This is a genomic window from Prevotella brunnea (assembly GCF_008016795.1).
Classification (GTDB): Bacteria; Bacteroidota; Bacteroidia; order Bacteroidales; family Bacteroidaceae; genus Prevotella; species Prevotella brunnea.
On record NZ_SDIK01000010.1, the window covers coordinates 38,367 to 52,642 of the forward strand.

21 protein-coding genes are annotated in these 14,276 nt (G+C 48.5%); 6 read left to right on the top strand and 15 right to left on the bottom strand.

Annotated features, from left to right (window positions below; all coding sequences use genetic code 11):
* From ETF27_RS01305 to ETF27_RS01320, 4 genes are all read left to right on the top strand, one after another.
* Positions 1–1,359: a phage portal protein family protein gene (locus ETF27_RS01305; RefSeq protein ID WP_147785352.1), complete on the top strand. Its 1,359-nt coding sequence runs from the start codon at positions 1–3 to the stop codon at positions 1,357–1,359.
* Positions 1,353–2,828, top strand: coding sequence for a phage minor head protein (locus ETF27_RS01310; RefSeq protein ID WP_193557205.1), 1,476 nt, complete (start codon positions 1,353–1,355; stop codon positions 2,826–2,828). Before ETF27_RS01305 ends, ETF27_RS01310 begins: the two co-directional genes overlap by 7 nt.
* A 107-nt stretch (positions 2,829–2,935) precedes the next feature.
* Entirely contained in the window at positions 2,936–3,538 is a 603-nt protein-coding gene (locus ETF27_RS01315; protein ID WP_147785354.1) for a phage virion morphogenesis protein, read from the top strand.
* A gap of 2 nt (positions 3,539–3,540) precedes the next feature.
* Entirely contained in the window at positions 3,541–3,984 is a 444-nt protein-coding gene (locus ETF27_RS01320) for a hypothetical protein (RefSeq protein WP_147785355.1), read from the top strand.
* Here the strand turns inward: ETF27_RS01320 and ETF27_RS01325 are convergent.
* From ETF27_RS01325 to ETF27_RS01385, 14 genes are all read right to left on the bottom strand, one after another.
* Positions 3,981–4,256: a transposase gene (locus ETF27_RS01325; protein WP_147785356.1), complete on the bottom strand. Its 276-nt coding sequence runs from the start codon at positions 4,254–4,256 to the stop codon at positions 3,981–3,983. The two genes, ETF27_RS01320 and ETF27_RS01325, sit on opposite strands and share 4 nt — an antisense overlap.
* A 116-nt stretch (positions 4,257–4,372) precedes the next feature.
* On the bottom strand, positions 4,373–5,026 hold the full coding sequence (locus tag ETF27_RS01330; RefSeq protein ID WP_147785357.1) for a DUF3164 family protein: 654 nt from the start codon (positions 5,024–5,026) through the stop codon (positions 4,373–4,375).
* An 11-nt stretch (positions 5,027–5,037) separates the two neighbouring features.
* Complete coding sequence (locus tag ETF27_RS01335) at positions 5,038–5,436, bottom strand: hypothetical protein (RefSeq protein WP_147785358.1); 399 nt, start codon at positions 5,434–5,436, stop codon at positions 5,038–5,040.
* Positions 5,430–5,693 carry an Atg14 domain-containing protein gene (locus tag ETF27_RS01340; protein ID WP_147785359.1) on the bottom strand — a complete coding sequence of 88 codons (264 nt, stop codon included), beginning with the start codon at positions 5,691–5,693 and terminating at the stop codon, positions 5,430–5,432. Before ETF27_RS01340 ends, ETF27_RS01335 begins: the two co-directional genes overlap by 7 nt.
* Positions 5,694–5,704: 11 nt before the next feature.
* Entirely contained in the window at positions 5,705–6,298 is a 594-nt protein-coding gene (locus tag ETF27_RS01345; RefSeq protein ID WP_147785360.1) for an RpiR family transcriptional regulator, read from the bottom strand.
* Between the two features lie 2 nt (positions 6,299–6,300).
* Positions 6,301–6,531, bottom strand: coding sequence for a hypothetical protein (locus tag ETF27_RS01350; protein ID WP_147785361.1), 231 nt, complete (start codon positions 6,529–6,531; stop codon positions 6,301–6,303).
* Entirely contained in the window at positions 6,506–6,976 is a 471-nt protein-coding gene (locus tag ETF27_RS01355) for a DUF4406 domain-containing protein (RefSeq protein ID WP_147785362.1), read from the bottom strand. The genes ETF27_RS01350 and ETF27_RS01355 overlap by 26 nt, the downstream gene beginning before the upstream one ends.
* Complete coding sequence (locus ETF27_RS01360) at positions 6,969–7,217, bottom strand: hypothetical protein (protein WP_007175469.1); 249 nt, start codon at positions 7,215–7,217, stop codon at positions 6,969–6,971. Before ETF27_RS01360 ends, ETF27_RS01355 begins: the two co-directional genes overlap by 8 nt.
* A gap of 10 nt (positions 7,218–7,227) precedes the next feature.
* On the bottom strand, positions 7,228–7,395 hold the full coding sequence (locus ETF27_RS11300; RefSeq protein WP_193557203.1) for a hypothetical protein: 168 nt from the start codon (positions 7,393–7,395) through the stop codon (positions 7,228–7,230).
* 12 nt (positions 7,396–7,407) lie between these two features.
* Entirely contained in the window at positions 7,408–8,028 is a 621-nt protein-coding gene (locus ETF27_RS01365; RefSeq protein ID WP_147785363.1) for an ATP-binding protein, read from the bottom strand.
* Positions 8,028–8,939 carry an AAA family ATPase gene (locus ETF27_RS01370; protein WP_147785364.1) on the bottom strand — a complete coding sequence of 304 codons (912 nt, stop codon included), beginning with the start codon at positions 8,937–8,939 and terminating at the stop codon, positions 8,028–8,030. The genes ETF27_RS01365 and ETF27_RS01370 overlap by 1 nt, the downstream gene beginning before the upstream one ends.
* 27 nt (positions 8,940–8,966) lie before the next feature.
* Positions 8,967–11,021, bottom strand: coding sequence for a DDE-type integrase/transposase/recombinase (locus ETF27_RS01375; RefSeq protein ID WP_147785365.1), 2,055 nt, complete (start codon positions 11,019–11,021; stop codon positions 8,967–8,969).
* 10 nt (positions 11,022–11,031) lie between these two features.
* Entirely contained in the window at positions 11,032–11,409 is a 378-nt protein-coding gene (locus ETF27_RS01380) for a hypothetical protein (protein ID WP_147785366.1), read from the bottom strand.
* A gap of 94 nt (positions 11,410–11,503) precedes the next feature.
* Complete coding sequence (locus ETF27_RS01385; RefSeq protein WP_147785367.1) at positions 11,504–11,710, bottom strand: S-adenosylmethionine synthetase; 207 nt, start codon at positions 11,708–11,710, stop codon at positions 11,504–11,506.
* A gap of 326 nt (positions 11,711–12,036) precedes the next feature.
* Here ETF27_RS01385 and ETF27_RS01390 point away from each other — a divergent pair, with 326 nt between their 5' ends.
* Together ETF27_RS01390 and ETF27_RS01395 are read left to right on the top strand one after the other, a co-directional pair.
* Entirely contained in the window at positions 12,037–12,540 is a 504-nt protein-coding gene (locus ETF27_RS01390; RefSeq protein WP_240048101.1) for a S24 family peptidase, read from the top strand.
* Between the two features lie 23 nt (positions 12,541–12,563).
* A complete protein-coding gene (locus ETF27_RS01395) occupies positions 12,564–13,124 on the top strand; it encodes a hypothetical protein (RefSeq protein WP_147785369.1) in 561 nt (186 codons plus the stop codon).
* Positions 13,125–13,598: 474 nt separating this feature from the next.
* Here the strand turns inward: ETF27_RS01395 and ETF27_RS01400 are convergent, their stop codons facing one another.
* Complete coding sequence (locus tag ETF27_RS01400) at positions 13,599–13,817, bottom strand: hypothetical protein (protein ID WP_007175477.1); 219 nt, start codon at positions 13,815–13,817, stop codon at positions 13,599–13,601.
* Positions 13,818–14,276: the final 459 nt, after the last annotated feature.

Consider the following 14,276-nt stretch of genomic DNA (forward strand, 5'->3'; position numbering starts at 1 on the left):
ATGAGCAGAAAGAATAAAGAACAAAATGCAAAAGGGCGTATCACCGTCAGTGGAAACGTGCCACGTCCGGGACAGCGGCAGCCTGCCATCATCCGTATCACGCAGCCCAAGCGGTTCAATATCGACACGGGCGACTTTATGAGCGCGGTCAAGGCTGCCGAGAATGTTGATTACGCACAGCGCTCAAAACTCTATGACCTCTACACGGACATTCTGCTCGACACCCACCTGTCGAGCGTCATGGAAAAACGCAAGAACGCCGTGCTGTGCTCTCCCATAGAGTTTCAGCGAAACGGAAAGCCCGATGACCATATCAATGAACAAATACTATCACCATGGTTTTATCGTTGCGTGGCCGACATTCTCGACGCGCGCTTCTGGGGCTTCTCGCTGATGCAGTTCTTCAAGAATGGGGAATGGATAGACTACGACCTCATTCCAAGAAAGCATGTGGAGCCGGTGCGGAAACTGATTCTAAAATACCAGACCGACATTCAGGGCACCTCATGGGACGAGTTTACCGACCTGCTCTTCGTCGGGAGAGGTACCGATCTCGGACTGCTTGCCAAGGCTGCGCCATGGGTTATCTATAAGCGTAACACCACCGCCGACTGGGCACAGTTCTCCGAGGTGTTCGGCATGCCTATTCAGGAGTACATCTATGACACCGACGACGAGGAGTCAAGAACCCGTGCATTGCAGGATGCCAACTCTATCGGCTCCCTCGCCACTTTCATTCATGGCAAGGATACCGAGCTGCAACTGCGTGAGGCCGGCAACAAGACAGGCTCTGCCGATGTGTATGAGCGGCTCGTAGAACGATGCAACAGTGAGATTTCAAAACTGATTCTCGGAAACACCCTCACCACGGAATCGTCAGAGAAGGGTACACAGGCGCTTGGCACGGTGCACAAGAAGGTGGAGGACAATGTGGCGAAGGCTGACCGCGAATATGTCCTCAGCGTGCTCAACTATGATATGACCGACATCTTCTTCCACATGGGCATTGACACCTCAGGGGGCAAGTTCTGCTTCCCTGAAAAGAAAGACATTGATCCCAATACCGAGATGAGCGTCCTTACACAGCTGCATACGACATTCTCGCTCCCTATCGATGACGATTACCTCTATGAGAAATTCAGCATAGAAAAACCAAAGGACTACGACCGGCAGAAACAGCGTCAGGAGGAAGATAGAAAAGTCAGGCAACAGGCAATGATGCAGCCAAATAAAGAAGATGAGGGGGACACGGATGAGAGTCAAAGTTCAAATCACAAATCTCAAAGTTCAAAGTTAAAGGACCGCCTCCGCTCTTTTTTCGCGAAAGCCCCGCAGGACGGGGCTCGTTTAGACTGGTAGTCAATCATATATACTTCGATGCGGACAACGCACCGGCTTCCAGTCTGCAATTCGATGAAGAATTGCTGGTAAAGGCACTCGGTAATATCTACCGCAAGAAGTTCAATATAAAGACGGAGATAGAGCCGCTGCTATATGGAGCCGTGAGCGGCATATTCCATCAGGCTGCCGATGAGGGTTTCCAGCCACGCACGGTGACCGACCCCGATCATGACTTCTACGAGCAACTGCGGCACTCCGGAGACGTGTTCTCGGCTTTCAAGGTACATCGGGCACAGAACGATATGGCGGCGCGACTGCTCGACTCAAACGGTGTTCTAAAACCGTTCAACCAGTGGCTGAAGGAGGTCATGCCCATTGCCTCGCACCAGTGTGGGGCATGGCTCAAGACAGAATACGACACGGCTGTCATAAGGGCGCATCAGGCTGCCGACTGGCAGCAGTTCTGGCGCGAGGCTGATGTGCTGCCAAACCTCAGGTGGATGCCCTCGACGAGTGTTCACCCTGGTGAGGACCATCGGCGATACTGGGGGACCGTCCGCCCCATCGACGACGATTTCTGGAACCATCACCGGCCGGGCGACCGCTGGAACTGCAAGTGCAGTCTCTCCAGCACCGATGACCCCGCTACCCCTATACCTGCCGATAGTCCAGAACATCATAGTGGTGGCAATAACCCTCAGTCAGGACTTAAAGGTAATCCAGGTACAACGGCACAGATTTTCTCCGATGATCATCCATATTTCCCAGACTCTTGTGAGCATTGTCCTTTCTATACGCCGACAATATCCGATAGGTTACGTTATACATTCCAAAACAGGAAGAAACACTGTAATACCTGCCAATATGTAAACAAACGCATTGAAAAAATAGCCAACGACAAAAAGGAACTCATCAAGAAGCGCAGGGAAGAGTATAGGAGATTACTCAAAGACGACAGTTACACATCTGTAAAATTCGACAAGAAAACTGGTGGGCTGAGCGCAAATCATATAGGGCACATTACCCACGATGGACCGAGAGCCGAGCGTTTCTTCGGAGGGCTAACATCGACCGACCTCGAAAACGAATGCCAGACTCTATTATTCAAGATGGGACATAAAGTTCTTTTCCTGGATGAACTGAAAAGAAAAAATGGGCAGCAGCTGCCAGCACTTGATATGGAGTTGGATGGTGTACTTATGGATATACGCTCTGTAACGGGAAATGGATGGTACTCAAATATCTTTGGAAAGAAGAATGACCAGTTAAGGCGTTTCAATAGCAGAGAGGACATATCTGCAAGTGCAGATTCTCTTTGTTTGTATTTTCATAACGCACACCTCTTCGACAGGGAAAAAATGGAGAGATCTATCAACTTCTTCAAATATCAAAGAGACAATAAGGGAGAGCCTGTCGAAAGGTATCTCAAGCATGTGTATTGTGTAGTTAAAGGGCAAAAAGATATTTTGATATTTGATATAGAATAAAAAAGCCGGGTTTCTCATGGAACACCCCGGCGCATTTGGAAACATACAGAAATTACTTCCTATGAATCCACTGCAAATATACAACTTATTTTTGAAAAAACAAATTTATGGACGCAAAAGATTACATAAAACTCATAGAGCAGCATAAAAAGGAACTGGGAGAACTCATGCGCAGGAAACTTCCTGTCATTGTCGGGCGTATGGCAAAGGATCATTATCAGGACAATTTCCGCAAGGGAGGTTTTGTCAATAATGGGTTGAAAAAGTGGCCCGTTACCAAACGGCAATGCTCTGGCTCCAGTTCCGCTTCGGCAGCATACGGCCCGCTTCTCTCTGGGCGTAACCACCTCTTCGGCTCTATCAAATATGTGCCAGCAGACTACCGAGTCAAGGTCGCCAACGAGGTGCCATACGCTGCCATACACAATGAGGGTGGCACCGTCAATCCGACGGTAACACCCAAGATGCGCCGCTTTGCCTGGGCGATGTATCACAAAGTTACGGGCAGGGAGAAAAACAAGAGGAAAACAAAGAAAGCCGGTACGAAGGAAAATGCTGCCGCAGGGTTCTGGAAAGCCCTTGCTCTGACCAAAAAGCAGAAGTTAAGCATCAAGATCCCCAAGCGCAGATTTCTCGGAGAAAGTGCGGAACTCACCAGAAAAATCAATGAAAAAACAGAACAAGAAATTACGAAAATTCTAAAAATATAATTATGGAGCAGATTTTTATTTCAATCCTCGAACTCATCAGTCGTGAAATGCCGGAACTGTCGCTCGTAGATGAGGACTACGGACAACTGGAAACCGATGAGGATACTTACCCCGTAACTTTCCCCTGTGCCCTCGTAGGTAATATGGAGGCGGACTGGAACGATATTGGCATGGGAACGCAGAAAGGAATAGTATCGCTTACAGCGCGCCTCGCTATTGACTGTTACGATGATACACATATAGGGTCAAGTACTACGGAAAAAGTCGCCGAGCGCCTCCGTATGGCAAACCGACTCTATGCCGTGCTTCAGGACTCCCTGCACTCACAGGATATGGGACCGATGTGCCGTACAAAGAGCCGATGCTACTCCCTGCCGGGAATGATTAAGGTTTATGAGTATGTCTTTCAGTTTGAGTTGCATGATGACTCGGCTACAGAGGATTAGACAGCAGTGTCCTGGAACAGTTCAAGCTGCTTCGCTGTCAGGTGAGGCTTGCGCACTTTCGGAACAGGCCGCACGTCTATGTCCTTCAACTCGGAGCACTTCTTCCGGATAATGGCCATAATGCGTTCCTCGCTGATGAAGAACTCCCGGGTAGAGAGCAGACGCAGCGCATCATCGAAACGGAGGCGTTGTACCTCCGTCCAATAGTAGTAACGACGGCATAAAGCCTCGTCTCGCAATGCGATTAAATTACTGTTCCGACCTTTTTTCATACTCCACACACACAACTGACAGGCAAATATAACAAATTTAATTGATATTAAACGCAAAAAGTCGCTAAACCTTTCATTTAGCGACTTTTACGTTAATCCTATAAACAGATTTCAGGCTACATACGACAGAAACTCGGCTCAATCCGGCTCCACACATTCGTTTCAGGGTTACGCTTCTGGAAGTAGTAGTTCACGGCGTTCTTCTGCACCACATTGGCCTCCTTGAACAGAGCCATAATCTCGCCGTACTCACTGTCGAACTTGTCCTCCAGTTCATAGAGCTTCGATATGCTCTTATAGTCCAGGTCGCCCGCCTTGTTGCGCTCCAGCAGCGTCATCGCCATCTGGTACATCGGGTCGTCCGCTCCCTTCTCGCTCTTTTGCATATAGCGCTTTAGATAGTCAATTAGTCGCTCCGCCGCAAGGTCGGCACGCTCGTCAAAGCCCTTCACCTTATTGCTCGCTATCTCCAGACGGAAGTTACCGTCAGTGATGGTGTAGCTGCGTTGGTCGCTCTTGCGTACCTGCCCGTAGTCCTTCATAATGGCTACGAAACCCTCGATTTCCTGCGACAGCCAATCGTGAAAGCCTCTCACATCTGTTACCACCTGCATCAGGCGCTGCTCAACGTCGTGCATCATCTCCCCACGCAGGCCCTCGTAGGTCTCGCGCCGCTCGATGCGGTTCTGCTTCTCCTCGTTCTGCAACTCGGCGAGCAGCTTTGCCCGCTCCTCCTTGCTCAAATCCTTGATGTTTACTTTTGTTTCCATTGTTCGTTGTTTTATTGGTTTGACTTCTTTCTGATTATCATTCTCAATTTTGTATTCAGGGCGTTCAGTTCCTCCGTGTCCAGTTCCCTGAACTGCTTGCCGGCTATCCGCTTATCCTGGCAGAAGGCATTCACACGATTCCAGTCAGTAGTATCAATGCCATATAACTGCATCTGATGCAGTGCTCCGCTCCGTGCCTTACGCAAGCCTTCCCGCAGACTGCGCCGACGCTCGTCATAGCCTGCAACATCTTCCAGCTGACGGCACATTGCGTCATATTCCGTGGAAGCCATCAGATGCAGGTGTTTTGTACGCCCATTTGTGAATTGCTCCACCAGCGTCGCCTTGTCCGCACCCGGAAGCTGCTTCAGCAGACAGTAGAAACGAGCGTAATTCCTCTCCGCTACCATAACTTTTCCTCCTTCCAGTCTTTATAGTTCTTCCTTGCGTTGGCAACAACCTCAGGCAAAGTTCCCTTGATGTCGCCAACACCGAATAAAGGCACACCGTTCACGCTGGCGAACAGTTCACCATTGAACTCCATAACCTGCACAACTTCCCGTGCTTCTGCGTCAAGGGCAGCCTGGCGGGCAGCCTCAATGCGTTCCGCATGCTGCTCGTGCCACACTTGAATACGTCTCTTGATTTCTTCTAAAAAATTACTCATAATCATTGCTGTTAAATTGATGTAAAACTCATACCCATTGATATTGCCCTGCGCTCCATCACTTCCGAACGATGGGTAGCCGCTGTTATGAATGCCTCATTGGAAGCACGGGCTATCTCATAGCCTTTCTTGCGCAAACCATTACGGAGGCATATTTTCTCTTTCGGTGCCTGCACTACACGGAGCTTTGTCTTTTGCTCCAGACCGAATAATACCCTGCGTTTCTCTGCCTTGATGGTATTCTTTCGCTGTTCACCGATGCGACGGTGCATGGCGTCAAAGGCTTCTGCCGACATTTTGTCCTTCTGCCGCTCGCCTTTCTTAAAACGGTAAGCCTTGCCGTAAATCAACAGGTTCTTCGTTCCAGCATTGCCACCATTGGCTTTGTTCCTTTTGGCAGCGTGTTCGGAAGCATTTCGCTGCATGGCTTTTGTAAAGTCTGGATGTTTCACCAATCCCATATCCCGTGCAATCCTCACTACTGTTCTGTGCGAGATACCAAGGTGTTCTGCCACTTCCGCGTTTTTGGTCTTACAGAAGTTATTGCGCATCCATTGCTGTTCTGCCTCAGATAGGATTATCTTGCTGTATTTATTTCTTTCCATTGCTATTCTTCTGCTTTCCACTCGACGGTTATCACGGCGTCGAGCCTGCCGCTGCCCTTGCATATCGGGCACTCCTTCTTATAGCGTTCCTGCCACTCGTCCTCCTGCCAGTGGTAGCCGTTCCCTTGACAGTAAGGACAACTGTGTCCACGGCTCTCGATGCGGTCTGTCATACGCCCACCCGGACTCATACGCCCCGGAGTGATTTCAATCATCCGTCTTTCCTTGCTCATAGCGATCTTGTTTTGATAGTCTTATTCTTTCGGGCAGTACCACGGTATAGTTGCAATATCGGCAGCACCGTCCTTCCGTTCTCACAGGATAGGGATTATTACCTATCCCCTCTATCTCTTTGCCGCAGATGCAGCAGGTTTTCCTTTCCTCTTCCTCAAAGACTGGCTGTATGCCGCAGCTCGTCGCCACGTCCAGTTCCAATTTCGCACCCTTACTCACCCACCAGTCCTTCAGCATGTAGATGTAATCGCATTGCAGCAGCAGTCCGATGTCCACTTTCATGTGCTTGCGCCAGTCGCCCGGTTGAGGCAGACCGTTGTTGAACGGGTTGATGGGGTGATAGCCCTTTGCTTTCAGGCGCTCCTCGGCTGCCTTGAAGGCTGCCTTGCGCTCGTCCATGTCATAGTGCGCTATCGCACCACTGATGTAAATTTTCTTATTCATTTTTATAGTCCTCCATTTCTTCAATTTCATATTCCCAATTACAGGCATCTCCTTCATTGATGTTGTCCCCAAGCCACTCAAACGCTGTGTCCACTTGCTCGTCCTGTCCTACAAGGTTACAATGTACGCATCCTCTATCTGCCAAGGCATTTAGAGCGTTAAAGACCTTCTCGCTGACTTCAACATCACATAAACCTACTGTATAGGTTACAGTTACTGTTAAATCCTTTATCTTTTTCATAATATGTTTTTTATATTTCTAATTGTACATTAAAATGATACTCTTTGCACAATCGCCGTATCTGTATGATTGTGAAAGGCATGCCGTCGTGCGCAAAGTATATCGTGCGTTCTCGCGTCTGTACCCTCACACCTTTCTTTCTAAGCCTGTACAGCAGGTTGTCCCTTATATTTGCCATAATTGCCTCCTTTTACATATTGCCATCGCCCCAATACGCTTTTGCCCGTTCCTCCCAAATGGTATAATACCCCTTATTGCCGAAGTACCGTCCTTTGCTGATGGCACGGTAACCTTCCACCCATATCTTCAGAGTCGCATCATACATCACGCTCACTGCCGTGCGGCCGGCCGGCTTGTTACCGTCAGCCTGGCTGATGAAGATGAGCAGTTTGTCCCTATGTCGACCTTTGAAGTCCTGGTAGTCCTTGAAACTCATCTGTGTGTATTGGAAACTGTCTATCACAACAATATCGGGGCTCTTGCGCCTGCTCAGCCGTGCGTCCAGTTCCTCCATGCCCTCACAGAGCAGTACGAACCGTCTCGCCACATCCTGCATGCCGGCTTTCACGAGGGCGTTCTTCATCGTCAGCGAGAAGCCTTCCTCCAGGCTGTCATAGGCGACCTTGCCGAACTTGGCCAGTTCCTTGCATAACTTCATCGTAAAACTCGTCTTTCCACTGCCGCTGCGCCCCCAGATAAACCATACTCCGTTCTTCTCTGGCTCACCGAAGGCTTCTGCCCATACTCCATCAAAGGGGTAGGTCTCTTTCTTCATTCTTAACATATCGGTTACACTCATCGCCCTGTTCATTATTTCACTGTTTTATCACCGTTCAAATGCTGCCTGACTGCTGCTTGGATAACCATCAGCTTCACCCTGTGTATGCTTTTTTTTACCCTGCGAAGGTCGAACTCGTATGCTTCCGAGTCTCTCACCACCTCCGAAATCCTGCCCTTATCCGTTACGCCGTTGGCCACGCAGACGGCGTGCACATCGTGTGCATCTGTCCGCTCCAGTTCAAAGAACTTGCGCCCGATACGGCTGTGTATCTCGTTGTAGCCGCACTTGTTATAACGAAGCCCCATAGTCATGCGGCGCTTGATGTAGCTCGTTGAGAGGAACACCATACCGCATTTGTCCTCCAGCCGGTTGTACAGGTCAATGAAGTAGTGGAACACCCGTTCCGGCAGTTTGTCCGCCTCGTCGAAGAGCAGCAGCGGAGCCTCCATCTGTATGAGGTCATCGATGATGCGGTCCAGCAATTCACGCACGCTGTAGCCCTCGGTCCTCTGCCCGATACGCCGGGCAATCTCACGAATGAAGTCGCTCTTCTTCATGTCCTCCGAGCAGAGAATATAAAAGACTTCACTGTGCTCCGTGGCGTAGAGTTTCGCCGTGGTGGTCTTCCCACATCCGGCTTCGCCTACCACCCATGTTACATTCTTCACCGTCTGTGCATCCTGCATTGCGAACACCATCTCCTGAAAGGCTTTGGTTTCCACCACCTGCCAGTCTGCACCTGTACCGGTACCCAGTTGCGTGCCGAGGTTGCGCCACATGTCGTCGCTGATGTTCTCCCACTTGCCCTGCAGCACGCTGCTCACCGTGGCACTGCTCGTACCCGTCAGGCTCTGCGCTGCCTTGTTCTGGCTTGGGAACTTGGCCACATACTGCCGCAGCCCTTCCTGTATCCGTTCTTTCTCATTCCTTGTCAGTTTCATAATATTGTCATTTAATCTGTTTAACTTTTACAATTTTCCAGCCGTCTGTTTGAAATCCACCACGACAGCCTCTGTATCTGCCCAGTCTTCAAGGCTCACTTTCTTAGTTTTCCTGCCCAGTTTGTACTCCTCCGGCTGCTGGCTGTAGATGCCCGTGCGCCGCTCTATCTGCCTGCGCTCGGCGGCCGTCATACCCTTTGGTTTCGGGCTGCGCAGGCCGTGCTGCTCCGGCAGTACACCGTGAGCCTGCTCGATCTTCCGTCCTGCCACAGTGCGCTCTATACGGTCTGCGGTATTGGCAGTCTGCTCCTGGCGAATGAAGGCGGCCTCGCCATCCGTCTGCTCCTGTATGGCACGGTGTACCACCAAATAAGGCTCCGCCACACGTTCAAATCGAAGACTGCCGTCAGCGTCTTTCTTGTAGAGCCGTATACTGCCGAAGTCGTAAGGGTCGTATTTCACCACGAAACGCTCGTATGTGTGCTGCCTGCGCCACTCATGGTCGGGAACACCAGGTTCACCCATCACCTCGTACTGCCGCTTCTTGCCCTTGATGGTTACAGTAATGCCCTGGTCTGTGAAGGTACTCATGCGTTTCACCGTTACCCAGAACATGTCCACCATATCGTGTGCCGTAACTTCCTGTGTTTCCTCGTTTACGTTGCCCTCATAGGCTTCTATCCGGCTCGTGCCGTAGGCAGGGTGCCGCATCTCGTTCCATTCCTTCGTGGCAAGGGTATATGCGTCCTTCAGTTCGGCAAGCGTGTAGAGGCTGTCCTTGTTTTCTTCGACGAATTCAAGGTTCGGGCGGCTGCTCATCTTCTTGGCGGTGATGTTCTGCCCGGTGAAGCGCCAGTCCTTGTGCAGCACCTGCTGCTGGAACCTGCCGAATACGGACTCAATCGTCTTCGACTCGCCGTTGTAAGGCTGTGTGGTCCTGTGTATATGGCAGAGCTTTTTGAATAGTCCGTCTGCGTTCAGTTTCTTGTGCCCGCCCTGGTTGTCGTGCACTATCTCGTAAGGCTTGTGCCCGGCCGTCTGTATCGCCATGCGGTAGGCATGGTATTGCGCCTCGTAGTCCTCCAATTCGCTGATATGCCAGCCCAGCATCACCTCACTCATGGCATCTATCACCACATACACTTGCGTAGTCCTTACCTTGCCGTCCTCGTCCCGGTAATACAGGTTCAGTTTCGTGCCGTCGCCGTACCACAGAGCGTCGCGCTTAGTCGGCAATGCCGTGCGGTGCTTGCGTCCGAACTTCTGCCTTGCAGCCTGCTCGCCATATACGGCGTCATACCACAGCGGCATGATTGCCGCGCTGTTCAGCCACCGTTTCATGCCGCTAAGACTTTTCAGCGGTTTCCAACCGTTGGCTTCCGCACGCCTGTTCGCTTCTTCAAAAATTTGCGTGTCGGTATAGACGGGCACCCGGCAACGCTTCAGCGCTATCAGCAACCGTCCAAACTCGTCGGTAATCTTCTGCGTGTTTCTGTTGCCTATCTTACCGCTGATAAGGCTCGGATAACCGCCGACCTTGAAAGCTTTGATCTTCGCCTTCAGCCTCGCGGCGTTCTGGGGCAGCGTGTGCCCGTACTCTTCACGCATAGCCTCCGAACTCTGATAGATAACCTCCCAGGCCCCTGCCATACTTCCGTTCAGGCTCTGGCGGATAGCCCTGCGCTGCGACATCATCTTCAGCAATTCCTTCAGCACGCTGGCATTGATGGTGTACTCCTCAATCAGTTTCTCTGTCAGATGTTCCTCCTGACCGTTCTTCTCGTAGGTGAACACTTCATACCACTTCCGGGCCTCGCCGTCAAGCCGTATGCGGTCTTTCGTCATTGCTTCCTTCATCTTCTCTTCCGGATCGCCGTACTTTGCCATGAACCGTTCCTTGTATTTCTGAGGGAGGGAACTCCATGCGTAGAGTGCCTGACCGCCCTCGCCACCTCCACGGTGAACGCTGGCGATATTACCACGCCAAACATTGGAAAGTAAAGTGGAAGACTTTATTACTGCCTCCGAACCTTCCGTCAGTTCCGCGTAGGTTACGCACAATATTTTGTTGAAGTACTCCATCCCACTTGGTTTACAGGCTCATTGCCATTTGTTCTACTTCGTTACTCAACGCCATAAACTCTGGAATGCCCAGTCCCGGCTCGCAGCGACGCTCTAAACCGTCCACAAGCACATGGCTGCTGCCGTCCTTGCGATCATACACCAACTGCACCCGCTTACCGAAATGCAGCGTCATTGTCCGTTCCGTTTCCTCATGCGTCGTTTCCACCTCTTCAGGCTTCCAGTTGGCTACGCCACCCAACTGCTGCAGGGCCGTGAAGCGTATCTTTCTCGCCAGTTCACTGTCGCTTTTGAAGTTCAGTGCCTTCCAGACCATCGGGTTTGTACACTTAAACACCTTCCTGAGGTGCGCCTTGGCTTTTTCGCTTACAAAAATCTTTTTTTCCATACTGTTGCTTTTTGAATTATTTTCTTCATGGTGAGGGTACAAGGAGTCGAACCCTGCAGGAGCGATCTGGCAGTCCGTGCTACCCGCTTGTGGCTTATCCCTCTTGCTGCTTGTTGATTCTTCGTTTTAAGGAGTCGAAGACCATACTGTTGAGTACCATGCAAGTGGAGTATGTTTCGTCCTGATAGCGTTTTTCCTTTTCTGGCTCGGCTCCTCTCATATCACTTATAACCTCACACAGCGCATCAAGCAACGCATCCAATTTTTCAACACTCACTTTGTCTAAAAGATTATCATTCATATTCTTTAATTATTAAAATTTGCAAATCACACCCGTTTTTCGTATCTTTGGGCGCTGTTAATATCATTAACACGTTGCAAAGATAAGGTTAAAATCTCAACCAACAAAATAAAATGGATAAAATTTCCACTATAAAAGAAAGAATTTTGTCCTTTCTTGAATATAACGGTATCAAGAAGGTAGACTTTTATCAAGCCACTGGCGTGGCAGATAGTAATTTTAAGGGCAAAAACTTATATAGTCAACCTGGAGGTGATGTACTGGTTAAAATTTTAACTTCATATCCTAACATATCAGCCGAATGGTTGCTTACTGGCGAAGGTGATATGCTAAAATCTAAGCATTCGGAGGAGCCACAGATTGAGATAAAGCCAATACATCAGCCCAGAAGTACAGAAAAGAAAGAGGAAACACAGGCTGTCTACCTGTATGACTTCGAGGCGTCAGCAGGGCTACGGGCTCTTTTCGATAATAACCGGCAGAATATAATAGACATAATAAAAATACCCAACCTGCCTAAATGTGATGGCGCAATCCATATCGTCGGAGATTCCATGTATCCGCTTCTCAAATCTGGCGACATCATTTTATATAAGCAGATGCCACTCGACATCAATAACCTGCTGTATGGCGAAATGTACCTCCTTTCGTATGATATTGACGGCGACGACTACATTGTGGTAAAGTATATCCGCAAGTCCGAAAAAGGTGAACCATTTATCACACTCGGATCAGAGAACCCCGCACATGCACCGCGCGATATAGACTTTCGGCGAATTACAGCCCTTGCACTCGTCAAAGCCTCTGTGCGCATCAATTGCATGATATAGCAAATCCTTTTAATTATACAAGTATGAAAAAACTCTTTTTCCTGTTTGCTATTATTGCAACACTGACATCTTGCCAAAAGACAAAAGATGATTTAGCAGTAGATTTTATAAAAAAAGGTCTTAGGCTTATGAACAACGCTGGAGAAGAAGCAACTATCGTTTCATACGGTCCTTTGGTACCTGCACAATTGAAATTTGAAGAAACCGAGAAGGGGATGCAGTTGAAAGATGAAATAGACAAGATAAATAAGGAAGTGAGCGAGGATCTTAAATTCTTAAAGCAGTGGGCAGGTATTGCTAATATAGAAACCGATTTAGACAAAGTGCAAAGTAAAATAAAATTAGCACACCAACTTGAGGATTCTTTACAAGCAGAAAGTTTACATTTCACTTATGATACTTCAATGGTTATGAAACCGGTTGTCATAAAAAGGAATGAAGGAGGAATACAGATTACAGATACTGCCTATTATTTCTTTGATAAAACAGTCACACAACATAAAGGAATAAAAGGAAAGAAAAATGGCACATACCAATATTTCGATTTCAAAACAACATATCAAAGATTGACAGCACCTAAATGAGCAAATAACAATAGACGAATCACCCTTATAATAGCATGATATGCCCTTAAAACAGACCGCACGCACACTTTTTATGGAAGGACTTAGCTAAACACCCCCCGAAAGCCTTGTAAATACAAGATTTACCTAATTATTCGTGCGTTCCAATACTGGTATTATACCCCCTGTAATGTGGAATAGATGGGGGGGGCAAACGGCAAAAATCGGTGTCAATCCGTTTTTTCTCGTCATTATTAGGGGGGGTAATGTGGGCAAAACTATATAAAAAGTGCAAACCCAAATGCAAACCCTATCGACACATTTCGTTTTACACTGCAAACCCTATCGCAAACCCAAGTGTAAACCCAAAGCCATTTTTACTCATAAAATCACCCTATATTCAACCTCTTGAAACATAAAAACGGTTTCCGACTGTTCAAATACCAGTCGGAAACCGTTCAACTATTGTTCTATCAGCGTTTTAGCCGTTCAAACTTATCTCTTTTTTATCGCTTTTGACCGTATAAGTTCACCCGCCATAATACACGCCTTTTTATTCAAGACAACGCCGCCTTTGCTCAGTCCGGCACGCTCCAGAGAGCACTGCTTTATCCCTATCTCATCTGCTGTCAGAACACTGTATATGGCCGGAATTGAGCCGAAGTAATAGTTCTTCCGCCCCTGTATCAAATGCACGTGTATAACCTTTGTCATTTTTCTATCCTTTAAGTATTGTTTTCGGCTGTAAATATACAAAATAATTACTATATACGATATTTTAAGCATATAAAAATAAAATCCACTCACAAAAAAGAGGCTTCCGCCCCCATGTCTTTTTAGGTTACCGTTATCATTTTCCCGACGTCAGGAAGATGATAGTACCCCATTTCAGCCCTCTTTTTTGCGCTCTGTGCCCTTGCAAACTCGCTGTGCCATATCTATCCTTTTATGCTCGAAAAAGCCCTCAAATCGCCCTCTTTTGTGTTCCGTGTAACATTATCCCTTCAAACACTGTTCAAACATCCCCCGAATGTAACGCAAATGTAAAGCCGATGTAACATTTCGTTTTGTCGCCGTACATCATCATCTATCAACCTAACCATCTGATTTACAAAGTATATCACGCATTTACGCTTCATCTCGTTTTCTCACATTTCGTTTTACCCCCCTTAA